The organism is Streptomyces sp. NBC_00727 (genome assembly GCF_045161745.1).
In the GTDB taxonomy this organism is placed as follows: Bacteria; Actinomycetota; Actinomycetes; order Streptomycetales; family Streptomycetaceae; genus Streptomyces.
Genome location: NZ_CP108981.1, coordinates 3,573,498 through 3,593,746, shown reverse-complemented (window position 1 = coordinate 3,593,746; position 20,249 = coordinate 3,573,498). Strand labels below are relative to the sequence as shown.

At 72.6% G+C, this 20,249-nt stretch carries 14 protein-coding genes and 2 tRNA genes; 8 read left to right on the top strand and 8 right to left on the bottom strand.

The genetic code is table 11. From position 1 onward, the window contains the following. The first annotated feature begins 171 nt into the window (after positions 1 to 171). On the top strand, positions 172 to 4,689 hold the full coding sequence (locus tag OG242_RS16200) for a PAS domain-containing protein (protein ID WP_405898838.1): 4,518 nt from the start codon (positions 172 to 174) through the stop codon (positions 4,687 to 4,689). 116 nt (positions 4,690 to 4,805) lie between these two features. Here OG242_RS16200 and OG242_RS16195 read toward each other — a convergent pair whose 3' ends face one another. The 6 genes from OG242_RS16195 to OG242_RS16170 all read right to left on the bottom strand — a co-directional run bounded on the left by OG242_RS16195 (position 4,806) and on the right by OG242_RS16170 (position 9,849). Then, positions 4,806 to 6,455: a long-chain fatty acid--CoA ligase gene (locus OG242_RS16195; protein WP_405898837.1), complete on the bottom strand. Its 1,650-nt coding sequence runs from the start codon at positions 6,453 to 6,455 to the stop codon at positions 4,806 to 4,808. Between the two features lie 195 nt (positions 6,456 to 6,650). Further along, positions 6,651 to 7,304, bottom strand: a complete 654-nt coding sequence (locus OG242_RS16190) for a SigE family RNA polymerase sigma factor (RefSeq protein ID WP_405898836.1) — start codon at positions 7,302 to 7,304, stop codon at positions 6,651 to 6,653. 199 nt (positions 7,305 to 7,503) lie between these two features. Next, positions 7,504 to 7,815, bottom strand: coding sequence for a hypothetical protein (locus OG242_RS16185; protein ID WP_132900458.1), 312 nt, complete (start codon positions 7,813 to 7,815; stop codon positions 7,504 to 7,506). A 234-nt stretch (positions 7,816 to 8,049) separates the two neighbouring features. Continuing rightward, positions 8,050 to 8,124 (bottom strand) — tRNA-Trp (locus OG242_RS16180). 81 nt (positions 8,125 to 8,205) lie between these two features. Next, a tRNA-Ser gene (locus OG242_RS16175) sits at positions 8,206 to 8,290 on the bottom strand. Between the two features lie 53 nt (positions 8,291 to 8,343). Then, complete coding sequence (locus tag OG242_RS16170) at positions 8,344 to 9,849, bottom strand: S1C family serine protease (protein WP_405898835.1); 1,506 nt, start codon at positions 9,847 to 9,849, stop codon at positions 8,344 to 8,346. A gap of 190 nt (positions 9,850 to 10,039) precedes the next feature. Here OG242_RS16170 and OG242_RS16165 point away from each other — a divergent pair, with 190 nt between their 5' ends. The 3 genes from OG242_RS16165 (at position 10,040) to OG242_RS16155 (ending at position 12,794) form a co-directional block, all read left to right on the top strand. After that, positions 10,040 to 10,876, top strand: coding sequence for a glycerophosphodiester phosphodiesterase family protein (locus OG242_RS16165; protein ID WP_405898834.1), 837 nt, complete (start codon positions 10,040 to 10,042; stop codon positions 10,874 to 10,876). 197 nt (positions 10,877 to 11,073) lie between these two features. After that, positions 11,074 to 11,685, top strand: a complete 612-nt coding sequence (locus tag OG242_RS16160; protein ID WP_405898833.1) for an ATP-binding protein — start codon at positions 11,074 to 11,076, stop codon at positions 11,683 to 11,685. Between the two features lie 143 nt (positions 11,686 to 11,828). After that, positions 11,829 to 12,794 (top strand): DUF5926 family protein, encoded by a 966-nt coding sequence (locus OG242_RS16155; protein ID WP_405898832.1) that lies wholly within the window; start codon positions 11,829 to 11,831, stop codon positions 12,792 to 12,794. Between the two features lie 618 nt (positions 12,795 to 13,412). On the opposite strand, the gene OG242_RS16150 is transcribed toward OG242_RS16155, so the two are convergent. Then, on the bottom strand, positions 13,413 to 14,114 hold the full coding sequence (locus tag OG242_RS16150) for a bifunctional DNA primase/polymerase (RefSeq protein WP_405898831.1): 702 nt from the start codon (positions 14,112 to 14,114) through the stop codon (positions 13,413 to 13,415). A 474-nt stretch (positions 14,115 to 14,588) separates the two neighbouring features. On the opposite strand from OG242_RS16150, the gene OG242_RS16145 reads away from it, so the two are divergent. Both OG242_RS16145 and OG242_RS16140 read left to right on the top strand, forming a co-directional pair. Then, on the top strand, positions 14,589 to 16,076 hold the full coding sequence (locus tag OG242_RS16145; protein ID WP_405898830.1) for a PP2C family protein-serine/threonine phosphatase: 1,488 nt from the start codon (positions 14,589 to 14,591) through the stop codon (positions 16,074 to 16,076). Between the two features lie 107 nt (positions 16,077 to 16,183). After that, the gene (locus tag OG242_RS16140; protein WP_405898829.1) at positions 16,184 to 17,644 is read left to right on the top strand and encodes an aminopeptidase P family protein; all 1,461 of its coding nucleotides are present in this window, start codon (positions 16,184 to 16,186) and stop codon (positions 17,642 to 17,644) included. Positions 17,645 to 17,680: 36 nt separating this feature from the next. On the opposite strand, the gene OG242_RS16135 is transcribed toward OG242_RS16140, so the two are convergent. After that, positions 17,681 to 18,226, bottom strand: a complete 546-nt coding sequence (locus OG242_RS16135) for an ATP-binding protein (protein ID WP_405898828.1) — start codon at positions 18,224 to 18,226, stop codon at positions 17,681 to 17,683. Positions 18,227 to 18,494: 268 nt separating this feature from the next. On the opposite strand from OG242_RS16135, the gene OG242_RS16130 reads away from it, so the two are divergent. Both OG242_RS16130 and OG242_RS16125 read left to right on the top strand, forming a co-directional pair. Then, positions 18,495 to 19,301, top strand: coding sequence for a hypothetical protein (locus OG242_RS16130; RefSeq protein ID WP_405898827.1), 807 nt, complete (start codon positions 18,495 to 18,497; stop codon positions 19,299 to 19,301). 151 nt (positions 19,302 to 19,452) lie between these two features. Further along, positions 19,453 to 20,181: a YcnI family protein gene (locus OG242_RS16125; protein WP_405898826.1), complete on the top strand. Its 729-nt coding sequence runs from the start codon at positions 19,453 to 19,455 to the stop codon at positions 20,179 to 20,181. The last annotated feature ends 68 nt before the right edge of the window (positions 20,182 to 20,249 follow it).

Genomic DNA, 20,249 nt, shown 5'->3' with positions numbered 1-20,249 from the left:
GCGGGTCGGAGCCGTACACCGAATGCACCAAACCTTGGTGAGAGCTCCCCCTCATCCGCAGCCCCACGCCCCTCCCCTGCCTTTAGACTCCTTCAGTGACAGCCTGAGGCCCGAGGGGCAAGATGGGGCCCGCTGTCGGCAAGGTGCAGTAATCAGGGAGGAAGCGTCGTCGTGAGCAGCAGGCCATCCCGAGGCGCTGCTCGCCTCGCAGCCATACTCGATGCCCTTCCGGACGGGCTTCTGCTCGTCAATTGCAACGGTACGGTCGTCAACGCCAACACCATCGCCCTCGAAATGTTCGAGACGCCGGGCACCGCGCTCGTCGGTCGCGGGCTGCTCGATCTGCTGCCGGAGTTCGACTCCAAGCTGATCCCGGGGTCGATGCGCCGGCCGGAGGCTGCGGACGAGCGGGGCCGTACGAAGCCCACGCGCATGATCGCGCGCCGTACCGACGGCAACGAGTACCCCGTCGAGGTGACGAGCGCCAGCCTGGAGGACGGGCAGGCGGCGTACAAGGACGTCCAGGGCTCCTACGGGGGCAGCTACACGGGTGACGAGCTGCTGATGCTCGTCGTGCGCGACCTCTCCGGCACCGTCGACACCGAGGCCGAGCTGGCCCGCTCGCAGCGCCAGACCGAGATGATCCTGCGGGCCGCGGCCGAGGGTGTCGTCGGTACGGACACGGACGGCCGGGTCGTCCTGGTCAACCCCGCCGCCGCGCAGATCCTCGGCTTCCGGGCCAGCGACCTCGGCGGCCAGGAGCTGCACCCGCTGATCCTGCATTCCCGTGCGGAGGGCGAGCCCTTCCCGTACGAGGAGTCCCCACTCGCCGACACGCTGAAGTCGGGACGCAAACATCGGGTGCGCGGGCAGGTTCTGTGGTCCAAGAGCGGGGAACAGGTGCCGGTCGACCTGACCACCGCGCCCGTCCGCGACGGTGACCAGCTCGTCGGTGCCGTGATGACGTTCACCGACCGCCGCCCCTACGAGGAGCTGGACAAGCAGCGCAAGTCCGAGGTCACCGAGCTGACCGCGAGCCACACCGCCGAGGTCACCGAGCTCACCGAACGGCACGCCGCCGAGCTCGCCGCTCTCAAGGAGGCGCACGCCGCGGAGCTGGCCGACCGCACCGAGCGGTACGCCTCCGAGCTGGAGGAGCAGACCGAGCGGCTGACGGACCTCACCGCCCGGCACACCCAGCTCACCGCCGTGCTCGGCGAGTCGCTGCGCGGGCCCCTGGAGGAACTGCGCGGGGAACTCGCCGCACTCGCCGCCGACCCCGCCGGCCAGCTGTGGCCCGAGGCGAACCAGATCCTGCACCACCTGGCCGCGGGCTACGCGCGTATGACGACGCTCATCGACAACGTGCTGGGCTACCAGCGCCTCGACGGCGGCGCGGAGGCGCTCGTCAAGACGCGGGTGCTGCTCGACGGGGTCGTCACGGCCGGTATCGACGCCTCGGTCGAGCTGATCGGGCCGGGGCGCGCACAGTTCGCGGTGCACGCCCCGCCGATCGAGGCGGAGGTCGACGCCGGACGCCTGGTGACCGCCCTCGCCCATCTCGTCGCGGATGTCGCCGGCGTCGATTCGACCGGCAAGGCACGGCTCGTGCCCGGTGGCGGTTACGTCGACTCGACCATCGTGGTCGCCGCCGCCCAGCGCGGTGAGGTCGTACGCATCGAGGTGCGCGGGCCGTTCGCCGGGGGAGACCCGGTGCACGTGCCGATCGTCAGCGGCATCGTCCGTGCGCACGGCGGTGTGCTCCAGACGCACGAGATGCCGGGCATGAGCGGCAGTGCGTACGTCCTTGAGGTGCCGATCGGCGCCGGGGCGGGCACGGTGGCGCCGCCGGAGCCCCAGGTGGAGGCGGCTCCTCCGGTGGCGCCCGAGTCCGATCATGCGGGCCCCGCGCCGGCGGTGTCGGACGCCCCCGAGGCGGGAAGGGGCCGGCGCCGGGCGCGGCGTTCGTCCACCGATGCCTTCCTGGACAGCCCCGTGGGCGGCTCCGACGGTACCGGCGAGCTGGAGGCGGCCCCCGGGGACACCGGCGCGGCCGCGCCGACCGGGCGCCGGCGTGCGCGCCGTGCGGCCCCCGCTCCCGAAGCCGCCCCGAACGAGCTGATCCCCGCACAGCAGGCCACCCAGGGCTCCGGACGCCGTCGCGGGCGCCCCAGCCCCGCCGAGACGGGCCCCGGCTCCGCCGTCGCGGGCGCCCCGGGGCAGGCCCTCGCGCTGCCCTCGGCCGCTCCGTCGGAGGGGTCCGTGGTGACCGCCGCCGAGGGTGCGCAGGGCGTGGGTGCCCGGCCGCAGCGCGGGCAGACCGTGCCGCCGCAGGGCGTCCCGGCCGAGGCGCAGGTCCCGGTGGCGGCCGGCGGACACCGGAGGAACCCGGGCGAGGAGGGCCGGCTGGCCCTGCCCCCCGTCGTGAACGCCGTCGAGTCCACCGCCCCCGCCGCCTTCTCGAACCTCGACCAAGCCGCCCGTCCGGCTCCCGGCGCGATGGCCCCTTCTCCGGAGCTGCCCGCACCGGCACCGCAGCCGTCCGGCCGACGCGCCCGCCGCGCGCTGGCCGCCGCCCAGGACCGCGCCGCCGCCGACGCCGGCCCCCGCGTCCCCTTCGCCCTGCCGCCCGCCGACGCGGACCGCGCGCCGGCGGAGGGCGGGGAGCCGGAGGGCGGGGAGCCGGAGGGCGGGGAGCCGGAGGGCTCGGGGCTCGCTGGCGGTACCCGTGGAGCCTCCAGCGGTTCGTACGAGGTCGGCGTGGGTACGCGTGAGGCTTCCGGCGGTACGTACGAGCCCGGGGCCGGGGCGCCTGGTACGCCCGACACCGCCGCGCCCGATGCTCTGGCTGTTGCGCCGGAACACGCCCCCGTTCCGCCGCAGGCGCAGCCCGCGCCCACCGGCCGGCGGCGCGCCCGCCACGGGGACACCGGTGCGCAGGAGGTGCCGCCGGCGCCGTTCGCACTGCCTGGGCAGATGGCGGGGGCCCCGGGGGCTCCGTCCACGCCGGCGGCCCCGGGGGCTCCGTCCACGCCGGCGGCCCCGGGCGCCCCGTCCACGCCGGCGGCCCCGTCCGCGCCGGGCGCCCCGGTCGTGCCACCGGCCCCGGGCATCCCGGTCGACCGGCCCGCGCCCTTCCCGCATCCCGCGCAGGCCACACCGCCCGCAGGCACACCGATTGCGCCGCCCGCAGCGAACACCCCGGGCGCCCAGGCCATGCCCTTCCCGCATCCCGCGCAGAGCACATCGTCCGCAGGCACCCCGGTCGCCCCGGCCGAACCGGACGCCCCCGGCGACCCGGGCCTCGGCGCGCCCGACGCGCCCCCCGCACACCCCGGCGCCTGGGACGACGACGCCTCCGGGCAGGGCCCCGCCGCGCCGGAGACGCAGAGCACCGGCGCGACCGCCCACACCACCGGTGCGGTGGCGCCCACCGCGGCCGCGCCCGCCGCACCTCCGGCCCGCCCCCGCACGCTGGCGCCCGCACCCGACGCGCGGCGGCAGCCGTTGCCCGACGAGGCGCCCATGCCGGGGTCGCCGGACTCGACGCAGGGGCGCGCGTTCAGCGTGCGCACGCTCGGGCAGGGCGTGCCGTTCGCCCAGCACATCGCCCACCAGCAGAACCAGACACTCGGCGGCAGCAGCAGCGTCGGGCGGCGCCGCAAGCTGGCCGCGCCGCCCGAGCCCGAGGCGGGCCAGGAGGAGCGCCCCGCGCTCACCGGCCCCGCGCCCACCACGCCGGCTCCTGCCGCCCCCCAGCCCGGCCCAACGGCCCCGGCGACCGGCGGCACCGTGCACGGGCAGGGGTCGGGGCAGCTGATGTCCGCGCCGCCCGCCGAGGGACGCGCGTACGCCATCGGGGCGCCCGACGAGGGCGCGGCCGAGGGACCCGAGCCGCTGGACGGCCCGGGTGGCGCGGTCGAGGTCGCCAACCGGCCCTCCCCGCAGCCCGTCGACGACGAACTGCCCCCCGAGCCGCTGGACAACCCGCGCCGCCTGCTCGTCTGGCCCGCGCCCGACGTTTCCACGCAGCAGGCGCTGAGCGACCGCGGTTACCGGCCGGTGATCGTGCACTCGCGCGAGGAAGTGGACGCGCAGATCGCGGCGTTCCCCGCCGCGCTGTTCGTAGACCCACTGACCGGGCCGATCACCCGAAAGGCGTTGCAGTCCCTGCGACAGGCGGCGGTGGCCGCCGAGGTGCCCGTGCTGGTGACGGCCGGTCTGGGGCAGGCCTCGCGGGAGGCGGCGTACGGCGCCGACCCTGCCGTACTCCTGAAGGCGCTCGCACCGCGCGACAGCGAACAGCACCCGCCGCGCGTCCTGCTGATCGAGGAGCACGAGGACATCGCGGCCGCGCTGACGGAGACGCTGGAGCGACGGGGCATGCAGGTGGCGTGCGCCGCGACGGACAGCGAGGCCGTGTCACTGGCGACCCGGATTCGGCCGAACCTCGTGGTGATGGACCTGATGCAGGTGCGCCGCCGCCGGGCCGGCATCGTCGACTGGCTGCGCGCCAACGGACAGCTCAACCGCACCCCGCTGGTCGTCTACACCTCGGCCGACATCGACCGGTCCGAGCTGCCCCGGCTCGGCTCGGGCGAGACCGTGCTGTTCCTGGCGGAGCGCTCGACGAGCGACGAGGTGCAGTCCCGCATCGTCGACCTGCTCGCGAAGATCGGCACGAACTGACGGCGTACGCACGGGGTGCGCCCCGCGTGCACGCCAGCTGACCGGCGTACCGAGGCATACGGCGAGGGCGGTACGGGAACGCACCCGTGCCGCCCTCGCTCTGTCCGGACAGTGACTCAGAGCTGCGTGATGTCCAGCTCGCCCTGCGCGTACTGCTTGCGGATGACCTTTTTATCGAACTTTCCGACGCTCGTCTTCGGCACGGACGGGATGACCGACCACCGCTCCGGCAGCTGCCACTTCGCGATGCCGGACTCGGCGAGGAAGGCGCGCAGCGACTCGTAGTCCGCGGTGGCGCCCTCCTTGAGGACGACCGTCGCGAGCGGGCGCTCGCCCCACTTCTCGTCCGGGACGGCCACGACGGCGGCCTCCGCGACGTCCGGGTGCGCCATCAGGGCGTTCTCCAGCTCGACGCTGGAGATCCACTCGCCGCCGGACTTGATGACGTCCTTGGCGCGGTCGGTGAGCGTGAGGAAGCCGTCCTCGCTGATGACGCCGACGTCACCGGTCTTCAGCCAGCCGTCCTCGCTGAACTTGTCCGCGGGGCGCAGCGCCTCGCCGTCCGCGCCGCCGTAGTACGCGCCCGCGATCCAGGTGCCGCGTACCTCCAGCTCACCGGCCGACTCGCCGTCCCACGGCAGGTGCTCGCCGCCCGGGCCGGCCAGGCGTGCCTCGACGCCGGCGGGGAAGCGGCCCTGGGTGATGCGGTAGGGCCACTCCTGCTCCTCCGTCAGGCCGGCGGGCGGGTTGGCCATCGTGCCGAGCGGGGACGTCTCGGTCATGCCCCAGGCGTGACAGAGGCGCACGCCGAGCTTGTCGTACGCCTCCATGAGCGAGGGAGGGCAGGCCGCGCCGCCGATCGTCACGTTGGCCATGGAGGTGAGGTCGCGCGGGTTGGCGGTGACCTCGGCGAGCAGGCCCTGCCAGATGGTGGGGACGGCGGCGGCGTGCGTCGGACGCTCGCGCTCGATCATGTCGGCGAGCGGGGCGGGCTGGAGGAAACGGTCCGGCATCAGCATGTTGACGCCTGACATGAACGTCGCGTGCGGCAGGCCCCAGGCGTTCACATGAAACTGCGGGACGACGACGAGGGTGGTGTCCTTGTCGGTCAGACCCATCGACTCGGACATGTTGACCTGCATGGAGTGCAGGTAGATCGAGCGGTGGGAGTAGACGACGCCCTTGGGGTCGCCGGTCGTGCCGGAGGTGTAGCACATGGCGGCGGCCTGCCGCTCGTCCAGCTCCGGCCAGTCGAAACTGGTGGAGCGGCCGGCGAGCAGCTCCTCGTACTCGTGCACACGCACCGACGCTCCGTCCAGGACGGAGCGGTCGCCGGGACCGGACACGATGACGTGTTCGAGCGACGTCAGCTGGGGAAGCAGCGGCGCGAGGAGCGGCAGCAGGGAGCCGTTGACGATGACGACCTTGTCGTCGGCGTGCTTGACGATCCAGACCAGCTGCTCGGCGGGGAGGCGGAGGTTGAGCGTGTGGAGGACGGCTCCCATGGACGGGATGGCGAGGTACGCCTCCACGTGCTCGGCGTTGTTCCACATGAGGGTCGCAACGCGCTGATCAGCGTCGATGCCGAGTTCGTCGCGCAGGGCGTTGGCGAGCTGCGTGGCACGCCGGCCGATCTCGGCGAAGCTGCGCCGGTGCGGCTCCGGCTCTCCGGTCCAGGTCGTGACCTGCGACTTCCCGTGAATGGTCATCCCATGCGTCAGGATGCGGGTGACAGTCAGCGGTACGTCCTGCATGGTGCTGAGCACGGCGTCCTCCCGGTGGGCGCTACGCGGCAGTAGGGTTCCGCTGATTCTGCGCACATACCAAGTGGTATGTCACTACTCCCGAGGGTACGAATCGATGTCGTCCCGCAATGTCACACCGGCCGGGGCGGTGGGGGACGGGTCGATTCCGTTTGCGTGGGGCTCGTGTACGGGGAGACTCGGCGGCCGCACTCGGAGTCAGCGGACCAGGGTCAGCTCGGGGTCCTGCCGCAGCTTGCCGAGCGCCCGGGAGACCGCGCTCTTGACCGTGCCGACGGACACCCCGAGCACCTCGGCGGTCTGCGCCTCGCTCAGATCCTCGTAGTACCTCAGGACGACCATGGCCCGCTGCCGGGTCGGCAATTTCAACACCGCGCGCCACATCGCGTCGTGCAGCGACTGCTGCTCCGCGGGGTCGGGGCCGGGAACGGCCTCCTGCTCGGGCAGTTCGTCACAGGCGAACTCGTCGACCTTGCGCTTGCGCCACTGCGAGGTCCTGGTGTTCAGCAGGGCCCTGCGCACATAGCCGTCGAGGGCCCGGTGGTCCTCGATCCGGTCCCAGGCGACGTACGTCTTGGTGAGCGCCGTCTGCAGCAGGTCCTCGGCGTCGCTGGGATTGGCGGTGAGCGAGCGCGCCGCCCGCAGCAGCACCGGGCCGCGCGCCTGCACGAACGACGTGAACGAGGGGTACGGGAGGTGCGGCGCCGCCGACGCGCGCACACCGTGCGAGGCGCGGGCGCCCGGCGTGCGTACCGGGCCGGATGCGCGCGCCGGCGCGAACGTGCGTACCGCAGCCGACGTGCAGGCCGGCGCGGCTCCCCCGGAGGTCCTCGTGCGGACTGGCGTGGTCATGGCTCCACGCTAGGAGCGGGGCCCGTCGCCCGGATCGCCCCCAAGTCCCGAAACCGCGTCCGCCTCAGGGTGTAGGACCGGGCGCCCGTCCACCTCCTGTAGGTGGAGGGCGCCGCACTCCAGGAGTCGGGGTCACCCCTGAGGTGCGCACCCCGTGCGCGGTCCGGCCCCCCGACCGGGCCGCGCACGGGGCCGGGACTCACCAGAGGTTGGTGAAGTTCACCGCCAGGTTGTACGTGGACTGGTCGATGTCGGTGAAGCCGGAGCCGTTCACCTGGGCGGAGTTGCTCTGGTTCGACGCCCCGGCACCGGTCGCCTGCTGCTGCGAGGTCGACGAGTTGCCCGCGTTGTCCCTGCCGACCCCGCTGCCGCTGATCGTGGCCACGCCCGCGTTCGATCCGTTGCTCGCGAACGAGCCGTTGTCCGCCTGGGCCACTCCGCCGAGGAGAACGGCGGCGAGAGGCAGCGCGGCGACGACGGCGAGGGCACGAGCGGTACGGATGCTTGCCATGTCTGTTCCTCCAGGAACCGGAATTAGGGCTGAGGCTGAACCCGGGCGGGCGGCCGCCCGCCCGGGTGTCGATCACGACGTCGCGGACCAGAACTGCCCACCGCCCCACCGCCGAACCACCCACAGCTTCCGATTCCCCCGCAAGCGTGAGGAACGAAAAACAAACCCCTGACCTGGGGCGAACCATGCGCCCGACGCACGCGTAAGCGCCCCTCGAAGCGGGAAAGGCGGAGGCGGAGCCGACCGGATTCGAACCGGCGTCCTCACGGTTTTGGAGACCGCGCGCGACGACCTCTGCGCTACGCCCCCGCCCCCGCAGGCCATCCTAGAAGCCCTGCGCACACGACGACGGCCCCCTACCGGTTCGCCCGGTCGGGGGCCGTTCACCCGCGGTGGGTGTGGGATTTGAACCCACGGTGACTCGCGCCACGACGGTTTTCAAGACCGTTCCCTTAGGCCGCTCGGGCAACCCACCCCGCGCCGGCGCGGTCGGTGAGGACCGGTTCGGCGCGGGAACAGCCTAGCCGGTCAGCTGTCGCCCTTGCGCTGCCCCAGGGTCACTTCGGCCGTCGCCGACTTGCCGTCGCGCTCGTAGGTGAGGGTGACGCGGTCGCCCGGCTTGTGGGTCCAGATCTCGCCGATCAGGGTCGGGCCGCTGTCGATGGGGGTGTCGTTGAACTTCGTGATGACGTCGCCCGCGCGCAGGCCCGCCTTGGCCGCCGGGCCGTCCTTCGTGACCGCGTCCGTGCCGCCCGTACCGCGGTCCGAGATGACGGCGCCGCCGCTCTTCTCGTCCATCGTCACCGTGGCGCCGATGACCGGGTAGACCGGCTGGCCGGTCTTGATCAGCTGCTGGGCGACGGTCTTCGCCTGGTTGATCGGGATCGCGAAGCCGAGGCCGATGGAGCCGGCCTGGCTCTGGCCGGAGCTGCCGGTCGACTGGATCGCCGAGTTGATCCCGATGACCGCGCCGCCCGAGCTGAGCAGCGGGCCGCCGGAGTTGCCCGGGTTGATCGACGCGTCGGTCTGCAGGGCGCTCATGTACGAATTGCTGCCGCCGCTGGCGTCACCGGAGGCGACCGGGCGGTTCTTCGCGCTGATGATGCCCGTGGTGACCGTGTTGGACAGGCCGAACGGGGCGCCGATCGCGATCGTCGAGTCGCCGACCGCCACCTGGTCCGAGTTGCCCAGCGGCAGCGGGGTCAGGGACTGCGGCGGGTTCTTCAGCTTGATGACGGCCACGTCGTAGCCCTGGGCCCGGCCGACCACCTCGGCGTCGTACTTCTTGCCGTTCGAGAACGTCGCCGTGAGCTGGCCGCTGTCCGCCGCGGAGGCCACCACGTGGTTGTTCGTGAGGATGTGGCCTTCCTTGTCGTACACGAAGCCGGTGCCCGTGCCGCCCTCGCCGTCACCGCCCTGCGCCTCGATCGTGACCACGCTGGGCAGCGCCTTGGCGGCCACACCGGCGACCGTGCCCGGGTCGCGCTTGAGGTCCTGCGGGTTGGCCGAGGCCGAGACCGTCGTCGAACCGGAATCGTCGTTCCTGTCCGCCGCCCAGAATCCGAGGGCGCCGCCGATGCCGCCGGCCACGAGTGCCGCCACCACCACGGCCGCCACCAGACCGCCCGCGCCCCGCTTGCGCGGCGCCTCGGGCGTGTGCGTTCCGCCGGGCGGGCCCCAGACCGGGCCGCCGCCACCGCCGCCGTGCGCGCCATGGGCGTACGCGGGGACAGCGGGCGGAGGCGGGGGCCAGCCCGCTTCGGCCGCGGACTGCGGCGGGGCCGGGGGCGCGTACTGCGGGGACGTCGGGAACGCGGCAGTCTGCTCCGGCGCGGGCGCCGGAGCGGCGGGCTGCTGCTCGGGCGCGGGGTGGACCGGCTGCTGCCGGGTCTCCGTGGCGTCCGGGTGCGACGCGGCGGGGGGCGTGTCCTGCGGGTGCGCCTGGGGAGCGTCGGCCGGCACGGGAGGTGCGGACGGAACGGACGAGGCGGACTCGGCCCCGGTGCCCTCGTTGCCCTCGTTCTCTGTGCTCACAGCTCTTTACTCCTCGGTTCCACATCAGTCATTCGGCAAGAGATCCGCTGTGCACGTGTCTGGAGTCAGCTTTTCCCACAACACGTCAGGCCACTGTAAACAGGAGCTGTGCATCTGCGCACGACCCTTACATCGGACAAAACGGCCCCGCGTCGCAAGGTGCGCACGGCCGTGTTCCCGCGGTGACACCATGACCCGGGTGAACCGAGCACGGCAGCAGCACCCCATCCAGGTCATCGCCCACCGGGGCGCGTCCGACGAGGCCCCCGAGCACACGCTCGCCGCGTACCGGAAGGCCATCGAGGACGGTGCCGACGCCCTGGAGTGCGATGTACGCCTCACGGCCGACGGCCACCTCGTCTGCGTACACGACCGCAGGGTGAACCGTACGTCCAACGGCCGCGGCGCGGTCTCCGCCCTGGAGCTGAACGCGCTCGCCGCCCTCGACTTCGGCTCCTGGAAGGACCACGACGAGACGGAGTCGCCGGACTGGGACCCGGTGCCGGGCGAGCTCACCTCCGTACTCACCCTGGAGCGGCTGCTCGAACTGCTCGTCGAGACGCGGGCGGCCGGGCGGCCCCTCCAGCTGGCCATCGAGACCAAGCACCCGACGCGTTGGGCGGGGCAGGTCGAGGAGCGGCTCCTGCACCTGCTGAAACGCTTCGGGCTCGACGCGCCCCCACCGGCGGACATGCCCGCCCCGGTACGCGTCATGAGCTTCTCGGCCCGCTCCCTGCACCGCGTCCGGGCGGCCGTACCCCACCTGCCCACCGTGTACCTGATGCAGTTCGTGTCGCCCCGGCTGCGCGACGGGCGGCTGCCGGCCGGTGCTCGGGTCGCCGGCCCCAGCGTGCGGATCGTGCGCAGCCATCCCGGTTACGTCGAGCGGCTGCACCGGGCCGGGCACCGGGCGCACGTCTGGACGGTCAACGAACCGGAGGACGTCGAGCTCTGCGTACGGCTCGGGGTCGAGGCCATCATCACCAACCGCCCCAAGCAGGTCCTGGCCCAGCTGGGCCGTTCGTAACATCAGCGGACCGTTACATATGCGCATCTGTGCATGAACCCATGTGCGCATCACCGGATCAACTACGGGGAGTACACCGGCGCACTCGGACTGTGCCCGTTCGTGTCGAGTGCGTCACTGGCAGACCATTGGCCGGTTTCCGGCACAGCTCAGGAGGGCATCCACTCCGTGGCGTGGGGGCAAAGGAGGTCTCGGGGGTGGCGTTGGTGGTGGCACAGGAGGTGCCCACGTCGTCGAGCATGGCCGTTCCCCATGGTCCTGCGGGCGTGGGCCAGGCGCGACACCGGATGCGCGAGCAGTTGCGCAGCCACGGGGTGTCGGATTCGGTCGTCGACGATGCAGTGTTGATTCTTTCCGAGCTGCTCAGCAATGCCTGCCGGCACGGCAGACCGCTGGGGTGGCAGACCGAGAGGGGAGACGGCGCCGTGCGCGCCGCCTGGCGCGTCGACAGGACGGGCGGGCTGACCGTCGAGGTGACGGACGGTGGCGGCCCTACCCGGCCGGTTCCGGCCACGCCTTCGGTGACCGCCCGCGGCGGCCGGGGGCTCAACATCATCGGCGCGCTGGCCGAGGAGTGGGGCGTACGCGACGACGCCTCGGGCGAGGTCACCGTCTGGGTGCTCGTCGACGGGGGTCACGGCTCCCACGGGGGCCACGGCTCCCACGGGCGCCCCGGCGAACGACGCGGCAACGGCCGGACAGCCGGTATCGGCGGACTGCCGAGTGCGCAGCGGGCCACCGTCGTCCCGGGCTTCGACGGGCTGGATTTCTCCAGCGCGTTCGATGACGCGTTCGACGACGTGGGCTGACGAAGCGGACCGGGCCGGGCGGGCCCGAGAAGGCCGGTGACGCGGGCCCGGACGGGCGTGTGTCCGAGTGGTGCGCCGGTGGGCGGCCGGGCGGCTAGGCTCGCGGGCCAGACCGCACTGTCGCAATCGGGAGTATGCCCACCATGGCGAAGAAGCGCCCTCAGACCAAGGCCGGGAAGCAGCAGCTCAAGGACGGCGAGATCCCGGTGGTCGGGGCTCGTGAACCCTGCCCGTGCGGTTCGGGCCGCCGCTACAAGGCGTGTCACGGCCGCGCCGCCGCCCAGGCCGTGACGGAGCTGGTCCAGCGCCCGTTCGAGGGCCTGTCCGGGGAGTGCGACTGGGTCGCGCTGCGCGAGCTGGTCCCCGCGGCCACGGCCGAGCTGACGCTCAAGGGCGGCCTGCCCGACGGTGTGCCGTCGGTGACGCTGGCGACGGTCCTTCCGATGGCGTGGCCCGCGCTGCGCCGCGACGACGGCTCCGTCCTGCTCGCCCTCCAGAACGACACCTCCTCCGGCGACCTCAGCCGGGACCTCGCGGACACCCTGCAGCGCGCACTGGATTCGGAGCCCGGTTCGCCCGTCGCCGCCCGCCGCGTGCCGGCCGACGGGCCCCGGCTGCAGGACCTCCTGGACGCCGACGCGCCGTTCGAGCCGGTCGTCCACTCCGGCTTCGAGTTCTGGGTGCCGGACGCGGAGAACGCCACGGCCGAGGTGACCGCGTCGCTGGAGCGCGCGAACGACGCGGCGATCCCGACCACCCTGCTCTCCGGGGTGGACGCCGCGTACTGGTGCGAGACGCCGGAGAAGAACCACCTGCGCTGGGTCATGCCGCACGCCGAGGAGCAGCTCCTCGACGCGCTCGCCCGGCTGCACGCCGCGGGCGAGTCGTCGCTCGGTGACGACACCCGGCTGGTCGGCTCGTTCCGGGCGCACGGGCTGATGGTCCCGGTCTGGGACCTGCCGAGCTCCATGGGCGCCGAGGACTGCGAGAAGCCCGCCGCCGCGTTCGCGGAGCGGCTCGCGACGGCGCTCGCTTCGGACGCGCCGCTCACCGCCGAGGAGCGCCGGGCGCGCGGAGGGCTCACCAACCGTCAGGTGACGCTCAGCTGACCGTGACCACCACCCGGGCCGGACGGTGACTCCCGTCACAACTCGCCGTACTGGCAGGTAAATCGCTGTCCGGATACGCGAGATCGAATTTGCGAACGGCAGATCTCTTGTTACGGTTCTAGAAGCCCGGTCGCTGGTGCATCCCCCGTCGCCAGCGATCGGGCGTCCTCATTTCCGGGTACGGCGCGTACCGCGCACCTGGGGACGCGCAGGCCCGCGTACGGGCCCCGCACAGGCGGTGCACAGACCCGCCGCCCCTCCTCCCGCCCGGGCCCCCTCCGCTTCCTCCCGCACGATGGCTTGCCGTCAGCCCTGCTGCTGATGACGCCGGTTGGGCACGCGGCCGTCGGGGAACGCCGCCCGAAGCCCAGCAGAAAGCCTGAACGGCGCCCGTTTTTCGGCCGACCGAATTCACGCGCCGACCCCTCGCGGAACAAACGGATGACACACGAGCAGTCCGGTCGTTTACGCGGAAATCGTGAAGCGGAGGGAAGAGAGCGGGGGAAGAACGTGAGGGTTTCGCCGGAGATCGGACAAGGAAGCGACAGAACTCCGTATTGAATGGCGCCCGAAAGAACAAGTGCGCATCAGGTTCTGGCCGACTCCGACGCCAATCGCTCAATGGGCGAGTCTGCTGCCGCCGTCCGGGGCACTCGTGCTCGCCTCGACCAGCGCGTCCAGCACAACCCCCACGTCCGGCAGCCAGGGCGACGCGGCGGCGCGCTCACGGCGCGGGCCGGTAGCGCGCCCCGGCGCACGCTCCCAGCGCACCTGTCCCGTACCGACCTCCGAGGGCGGCAGGACGACATAGCCGCCCTCCCCGTGGAATCGCAGCGAGCTGGGCACCCAGTCCTGCGCGTACAGCAGCTCACCGAGCCGTTCGAGGGTGTACGGAGCGACCAGCAGCGCCCACCGGGTGGGCGTCGCCACCACGGGCCCCAGCCGCAGCCCCGCCCGGTCGAGTGCGGCCAGTGCGCGTGCACCGGCCGCCGCCGGCAGGCTCAGCGCGCACGGTGCCTGCCCACCCGTCGCCAGCAGCACCGGCGCGGCGGGCCGGTTCGTCCACCACCAGCGCACCATGCGGGCGTCGGTCGTCGCGGCGAGCAGTCCGGGGTCGAAGGGGTGCGCGCCTGGTACCGCGCAGTCGGGATCGGGGCACGCGCAGCAGCGGTCGCGGTCACCGCGGCCGCCCGCTCCCCGCAGCCCCGCGCCGGGGACCACGGGCCACTGCCACTCCATGGCGCAGGTCAGGGCCGCGTCGAGCCGGGCGGAACCGCCCCTGCGGCCGAGCCTGCGTCGCCTTCCGAGGATCTCGCGCATGAACGCTCGTTCCTTTCCGTTGAACGCCGAGGGTCCGCCTCGCATCGTGCGCGGTCACACCATGCCTGCGGATCTTCTGGGTGTACGTGCTCGTCGAGCCTGCGGTACGGGCTGTCCGTCGGTACCGAGCGTGAGCTGTGCTGAGCCGGATCGAGCTGCTTGCAGTCGACAACGTGGCGAGTGCGGGGCGCACGGCGCGCCTGCCGTCCGTACGGCCTCACCACTCAGGGGTGGGGCGCGGCCGTCACAGGAGAGGACGTCCGGGCCTGCTGCCAGGTTCCGGGGGCGGGCGGGGCCACCCCTGGCCATCCACAGAATTACGTACCCAGCATGCCCGGAATGACGCTCCCCCTGGGACTCCACCCGGAGGCGTACCCCCGTCGGGCAGACCCAGTCGACCTCCAATGGTCACCGCAGGGTGCGGTTTTTGGCCAAGTTGATTAAGGCACGGACACCGCGTTTCCCGAGGTGACAATGCTGGACATCGCCTCACTTGTACGTGTACATGTGGATGCACTGGTAGCGGCGCAAAATGACATGGGGGTTTGCGATGCTATTCGACGGAACACACCGCTCGGAAAGCCGACGACCATGAGCGCTCCGCACCTGCCAAAAGTGGCTGGAATCGATCCGACAGTTCCGGTTTCGGCGCAGACTGCAGCGCCGATCGACGAGGCCCCCGCAGCACCCGGCGTCTTCATCCAGGACCGGCTGGCCGGCTGGGTCTCCGACCTCACCACCCTCCACGAGCTCACCGAGCGGCTGGCCAGAACCAACACCCTCGACGACGCACTGCACGAGTTCCTCGACGCCGGGGCCGCCCTGGTCGGCGCCCGCCGGGGACTGGCCGCCTTCGAACCGTCCGACCGCCGCGGCCCCGTCTCCACCATCGGGCTCGGCCTCGCCCACGCCGAACTGGGCCAGATCCAGACCGTGCCGCGCAGCGCCACCTCCTACGGCCGCGTCCTGGAGGGCCTGCCCAACCCGGACGGCCCGCTGACCACCCCCGACCTGCTCGGCGACAGCAGCCTGGACCCCCGCAGACGCGAGGTCGCCGCCCGTCTCGGCTATGCCGCCAGCTACGCGCTCCCCCTCACCACCGACACGACCGGCCTGCTCGGCGCCGCCGTCTGGCTCTACGACGAACCCGCCGAACCGACGGAGCGCCAGCGCCATCTCGCCGGGCTCTACGCCGGATACGCCTCCGAGCACCTGGCCCGCCTGCTGGAACTGGAACGGGCCAGGACGGATGTCGCCACCGTGACCGAGGAACTCCTGCCCACCCGGCTGCCCCGGATCCCCGGCGTCCAGCTCGCCGTCCGCCATGAGGTGGCCCCGCAGGGCGGCAACGACTGGTACGACGCGCTGGCCCTCCCCGAGGGCGCGCTCGGTCTCGCCGTCGGCTCGGTGGACGGCTCGGGCCCCACCGCGCTGGCCGCCATGGGACGGCTGCGCGCCGGACTGCGCGCGTACGCGGTCATGGAGGGCGAGGACCCGGTCGCCGTACTCTCCGACCTCGAACTGCTCCTCCGGCTGACCGAACCGGCCCGGTCGGCGACCGCGCTCTTCGCGTACTGCGAACCGGCCCGCCGCAAGATGCTGCTGGCCGGCGCCGGGCACACCCCGCCGCTGATCATCGGCGAGCGCCGCACCTCGTACGTGGAGACCACGCTGTCCGCGCCGCTGGGCATGCTGTCCTGCTGGGAGGCGCCCAGCGTGGAGGTCACCCCCGCGCCCGGCGAGACGGTTCTGCTGTACACCGACGGGCTGCTGCACCGGGCGGGCGACTCGATGGACCGCGCGTACGCCCGGCTCCACGCGGCGGCGGCGAGCGTCCCGAGGGCGCTGCGCCGGGACGCCGCGGCGGTGGCCGACCACGTGGTGCGCACTGTGCTGCCGCAGGGCGCCGGGCGTGCGGACGGCGCCGAGGACGTGGTGGTGCTCGCGGCCCGGTTCGACTGAGCCGCGCCCACAGGCCCCTTCCCGTGTAAGAGGTCTTCCGGCCCTGGGCCCCCTTCCGTACGCCCGTACGATGGAGGAGGTCCAGTGTCGTATCAAGGAGAACAGTCGTGTCTGAGGAGTTCCCGGAGACCCCGGAGACCGAAGAGACAGAGCCGGTCAAGCAGCGGAAGAACGGCCTGTACCCGGGCGTTTCCGATGAGCTCGCCGCCAGCATGAAGTCCGGCTGGGCCGACACCGAGCTGCACGGTCTTGAGCCGATCGCCCAGGCCTCTCACACCGCCGGCCGCCGCGCCGCGCTGTCCGCGCGCTTCCCCGGCGAGCGGCTGGTCATTCCCGCGGGACGGCTGAAGACCCGTTCCAATGACACCGACTACGCGTTCCGCGCCTCCACCGAGTACGCGTACCTCACCGGCGACCAGACGGAGGACGGCGTCCTCGTCCTGGAGCCGACGGCCGACGGCCACGAGGCGACGATCTACCTGCTGCCCCGTTCGAACCGGGAGAACGGCGAGTTCTGGCTCGACGGCCAGGGCGAGCTGTGGGTCGGCCGCCGCCACTCCCTCGCGGAGGCCGAACAGCTGCTGGGCATCCCCGCCAAGGACGTGCGCGAGCTGTCCGCCGCGCTCGGCGAGGCCACCGGCCCCGTCCGCAACGTCCGCGGTCACGACGCCGGCATCGAGGCCGCGCTCACCGACAAGGTCACCGCCGAGCGCGACGAGGAGCTGCGGGTGTACCTCTCCGAGGCGCGCCTCGTGAAGGACGCCTTCGAGATCGCCGAGCTGGAGAAGGCCTGCGACATCACCGCGCGCGGCTTCGAGGACGTCGTGAAGGTCCTCGACAAGGCCGAAGCCACCAGCGAGCGCTACATCGAGGGAACGTTCTTCCTGCGCGCCCGCGTCGAGGGCAACGACATCGGCTACGGCTCGATCTGCGCCGCAGGACCGCACGCGACCACCCTGCACTGGGTGCGCAACGACGGCGCCGTCCGCTCGGGCGAACTGCTGCTGCTCGACGCCGGGGTGGAGACCAACGACCTCTACACCGCCGACGTGACCCGCACCCTTCCCATCAGCGGCACGTTCACACCGCTCCAGCGCAAGATCTACGACGCGGTGTACGAGGCGCAGGAGGCGGGTATCGCCGCGGTCAGGCCCGGCGCCGAATTCCGCGACTTCCACGATGCCGCGCAGCGCGTGCTCACCGAGAAGCTCGTCGAGTGGGGCCTGCTCGGCGACCTGTCGGTGGAGAAGGTCCTGGAGCTGGGCCTCCAGCGCCGCTGGACCCTGCACGGCACCGGCCACATGCTCGGCATGGACGTCCACGACTGCGCCGCCGCGCGGACCGAGACGTACGTGAACGGAACGCTGGAGCCGGGCGTCTGCCTCACCGTCGAGCCCGGTCTCTACTTCCAGGCCGACGACCTGACCGTGCCGGAGGAGTACCGCGGCATCGGCGTCCGGATCGAGGACGACATCCTGGTCACCGAGGACGGCAACCGGAACCTCTCGGACAAGCTGCCCCGGCAGGCCGACGAGGTCGAGGCGTGGATGGCCCGCCTCAAGGGCTGACCCCTCGCCCGCCGTACGTACGCGAGGGCGCCCCGCTCAGGACACCATGAGCAGGGCGCCCTCGCGCCGCTTCAGGACCTTGTCGAAGCTCACCACCGCGCCGGCGCACCCCGGACGGTTGCCGAAGTGGACGTGGTCCGCGAGCTGTTCGATCAGGCACAGACCCCGCCCCTCCTCGGCGGTGACGGGCGGATACGACGCGTACTGCGGGTCCGGCAGCCCGCTCACGGGCTTCCGCTTAGACGTGTGCGACCCACCCGCGGTGGGGAAACCGGGCCCCGAATCGGCGACTTCGATACGGCACTTCTCGCCGTCCAGATACGCGGTGACCCGGTACTGGCCACTGGCCGTGGCCGACGGCTCCTCCCAGGCGTCCCGGCCATCGCCGGTGCCGCCCGGGGTGCCGTCGTGCTCCCCGCCGTGCTCGACCGCGTTCGCACAGGCTTCGCTGAGCGCGAGAGACAGGTCGAAGGAGATGTCCGGGTCCACGCCCGCGGATTCCATCGTGCCGAGCAGGAACCGACGGGCGAGCGGGACACTCGCAGCATCGCGCCGCAAATGGAGTGACCACCAGATGCTCATGCTCCGGCCTCCTGGCTGCGGCTAGACATACCGATACGTATTGCCGCACCGGGGCGGTCGTAAGCACACGTGCGCCCTGATACCGCTCAATCGGCGGATAGCCGGATGCGCCACACCGGTGTAGCCCCGCCCCACCGGTCCGTCCCGCCTCACCCGCGCCCCTCCTGAACCCGCCCCAACAGCCCTGGTCACACCCAATCCACATAGAAGACGACCTTCCGGACCTGCCGTACGGGGGCGGGGGGCCGGGTGCGATGATGGGCCCGCCATGTCTGTGTCTGTGGGACGCGCCGGAGCCGGTCTACGGCTACTGAGGGCCGCGGTGTTCGCCGCGGTCTGCGTCGCGTTGTCCGCGGCCGGGCATGCGCTGGCGGCCTGCGCGACGGTCCCCTGGTGGAGCCTGCTCGCCGCGTTCGCGGGTGTCCTCGCCGTCGCCGTCCCCCTCGCGGGGCGCGAACGTTCCCTGCCCTCCATCGCCGCGGCCCTGGCCGGCGGACAGCTCGCACTGCACACCCTGTTCGGATTGGGCTCGCACACCACCACCGCGTCCGCGGCCACGGGGGGCGAGGACGCGCTGATCCGGTTCGCGGCGAGCCTCGTCTGCGGCGCCGGACCCCATCAGCTGAACGCCGCCGACGCGCGGCACATCGTCGGCACCGCGGGCATCGACCCGGCGACGGTGACCGTCCAGGCGCACCAGCACCTGGCCGCCGCCCCGTCCGGCGCCATGTCCGGCTTCTCCAGCACGCTGCCCAGCCTGCCCATGCTGCTCGGGCACCTGCTGGCGGCCCTGGCCACCGGCTGGCTGCTGCGGCGGGGCGAGGTCGCCCTGTTCCGCCTCGCCCGGCTGTCGGCCCACGGTGCCCAGCAGGTGGCGGCCGGGGCCAGGCTCCGGGCGCTGCGGGACGCCTTCCGTCTCGTCGCCGCCCTGCGCGCCGGACTGCCCGGCGGGCCGACGACCGGGCCGCGCACCCCTCGTACCGCCGTGGACGCGCCGCGCCCGGCCACCGGGGACCCGCTGCAGCACATGGTGACCAGGCGCGGCCCGCCCTCCGCACTCGCTCTCGCAGCCTGACGCGACACCCTCGACGCGATGCGTACCGGCCTCTCCGTACAACCACGGGCCCGGCACGCGTCCCACACGTACGGGAGTGGTGTCGCGATGCCGGTGCGCATCCGCGCGCCGGAGCACCTTCCCTTCGTGCCTCTGTGGAGTGATCCCTGTCATGAACGTTTCCCGCATCGCCCTCGCCGGCGGCGTCGCCGCTTCCACCGTGCTGCTGCTCGCCGGTACGGCCTCCGCCCACGTCAGCGTCCAGCCGCAGGGCGAGGCCGCCAAGGGCGGCTACGCCGTCATCAACTTCAAGGTCCCCAACGAGCGTGACAACGCCTCGACGACCAAGCTGGAGGTCAGCTTCCCGACCGACCACCCGCTGGCGTCCGTCATGCCGCAGCCGGTGCCCGGCTGGGACATCGAGGTGACGACGAGCAAGCTGGCCAAGCCGCTGGAGATGCACGGCAAGACGATCAACGAGGCCGTCTCCAAGGTCACCTGGACCGGCGGCAAGATCGAGCCCGGCCGCTTCCAGCAGTTCCCGCTCTCCGTCGGCCAGCTCCCCGAGGACGCCGACCAGCTGGTGTTCAAGGCCGTCCAGACGTACTCCAACAAGGAGGTCGTCCGCTGGATCGAGGAGCCGAAGGAAGGCGCCGAGGAGCCGGAGACCCCCGCCCCCGTCCTGAAGCTGACGGCCGCGGCCGGTGACGCGCACGGCGCCACCGCCGCATCCGGCTCCGACTCCTCGAAGACCTCGGCCTCGTCCGAGAAGAAGAGCGAAACGACTGCTTCGTCCTCCTCCCAGGACGGCACCGCCCGGGTGCTCGGCATCGTCGGCATCGTCATCGGTGTCGCCGGCGTGGCCTTCGGTGTCCTGGCCGGGCGCCGTCGTACGACCTGACCGGCTCCAAGGGGCCGGGACTCTTCCCGGCCCCACCCCCTCCACCGACCCACCAGGAAAAGTGCTCC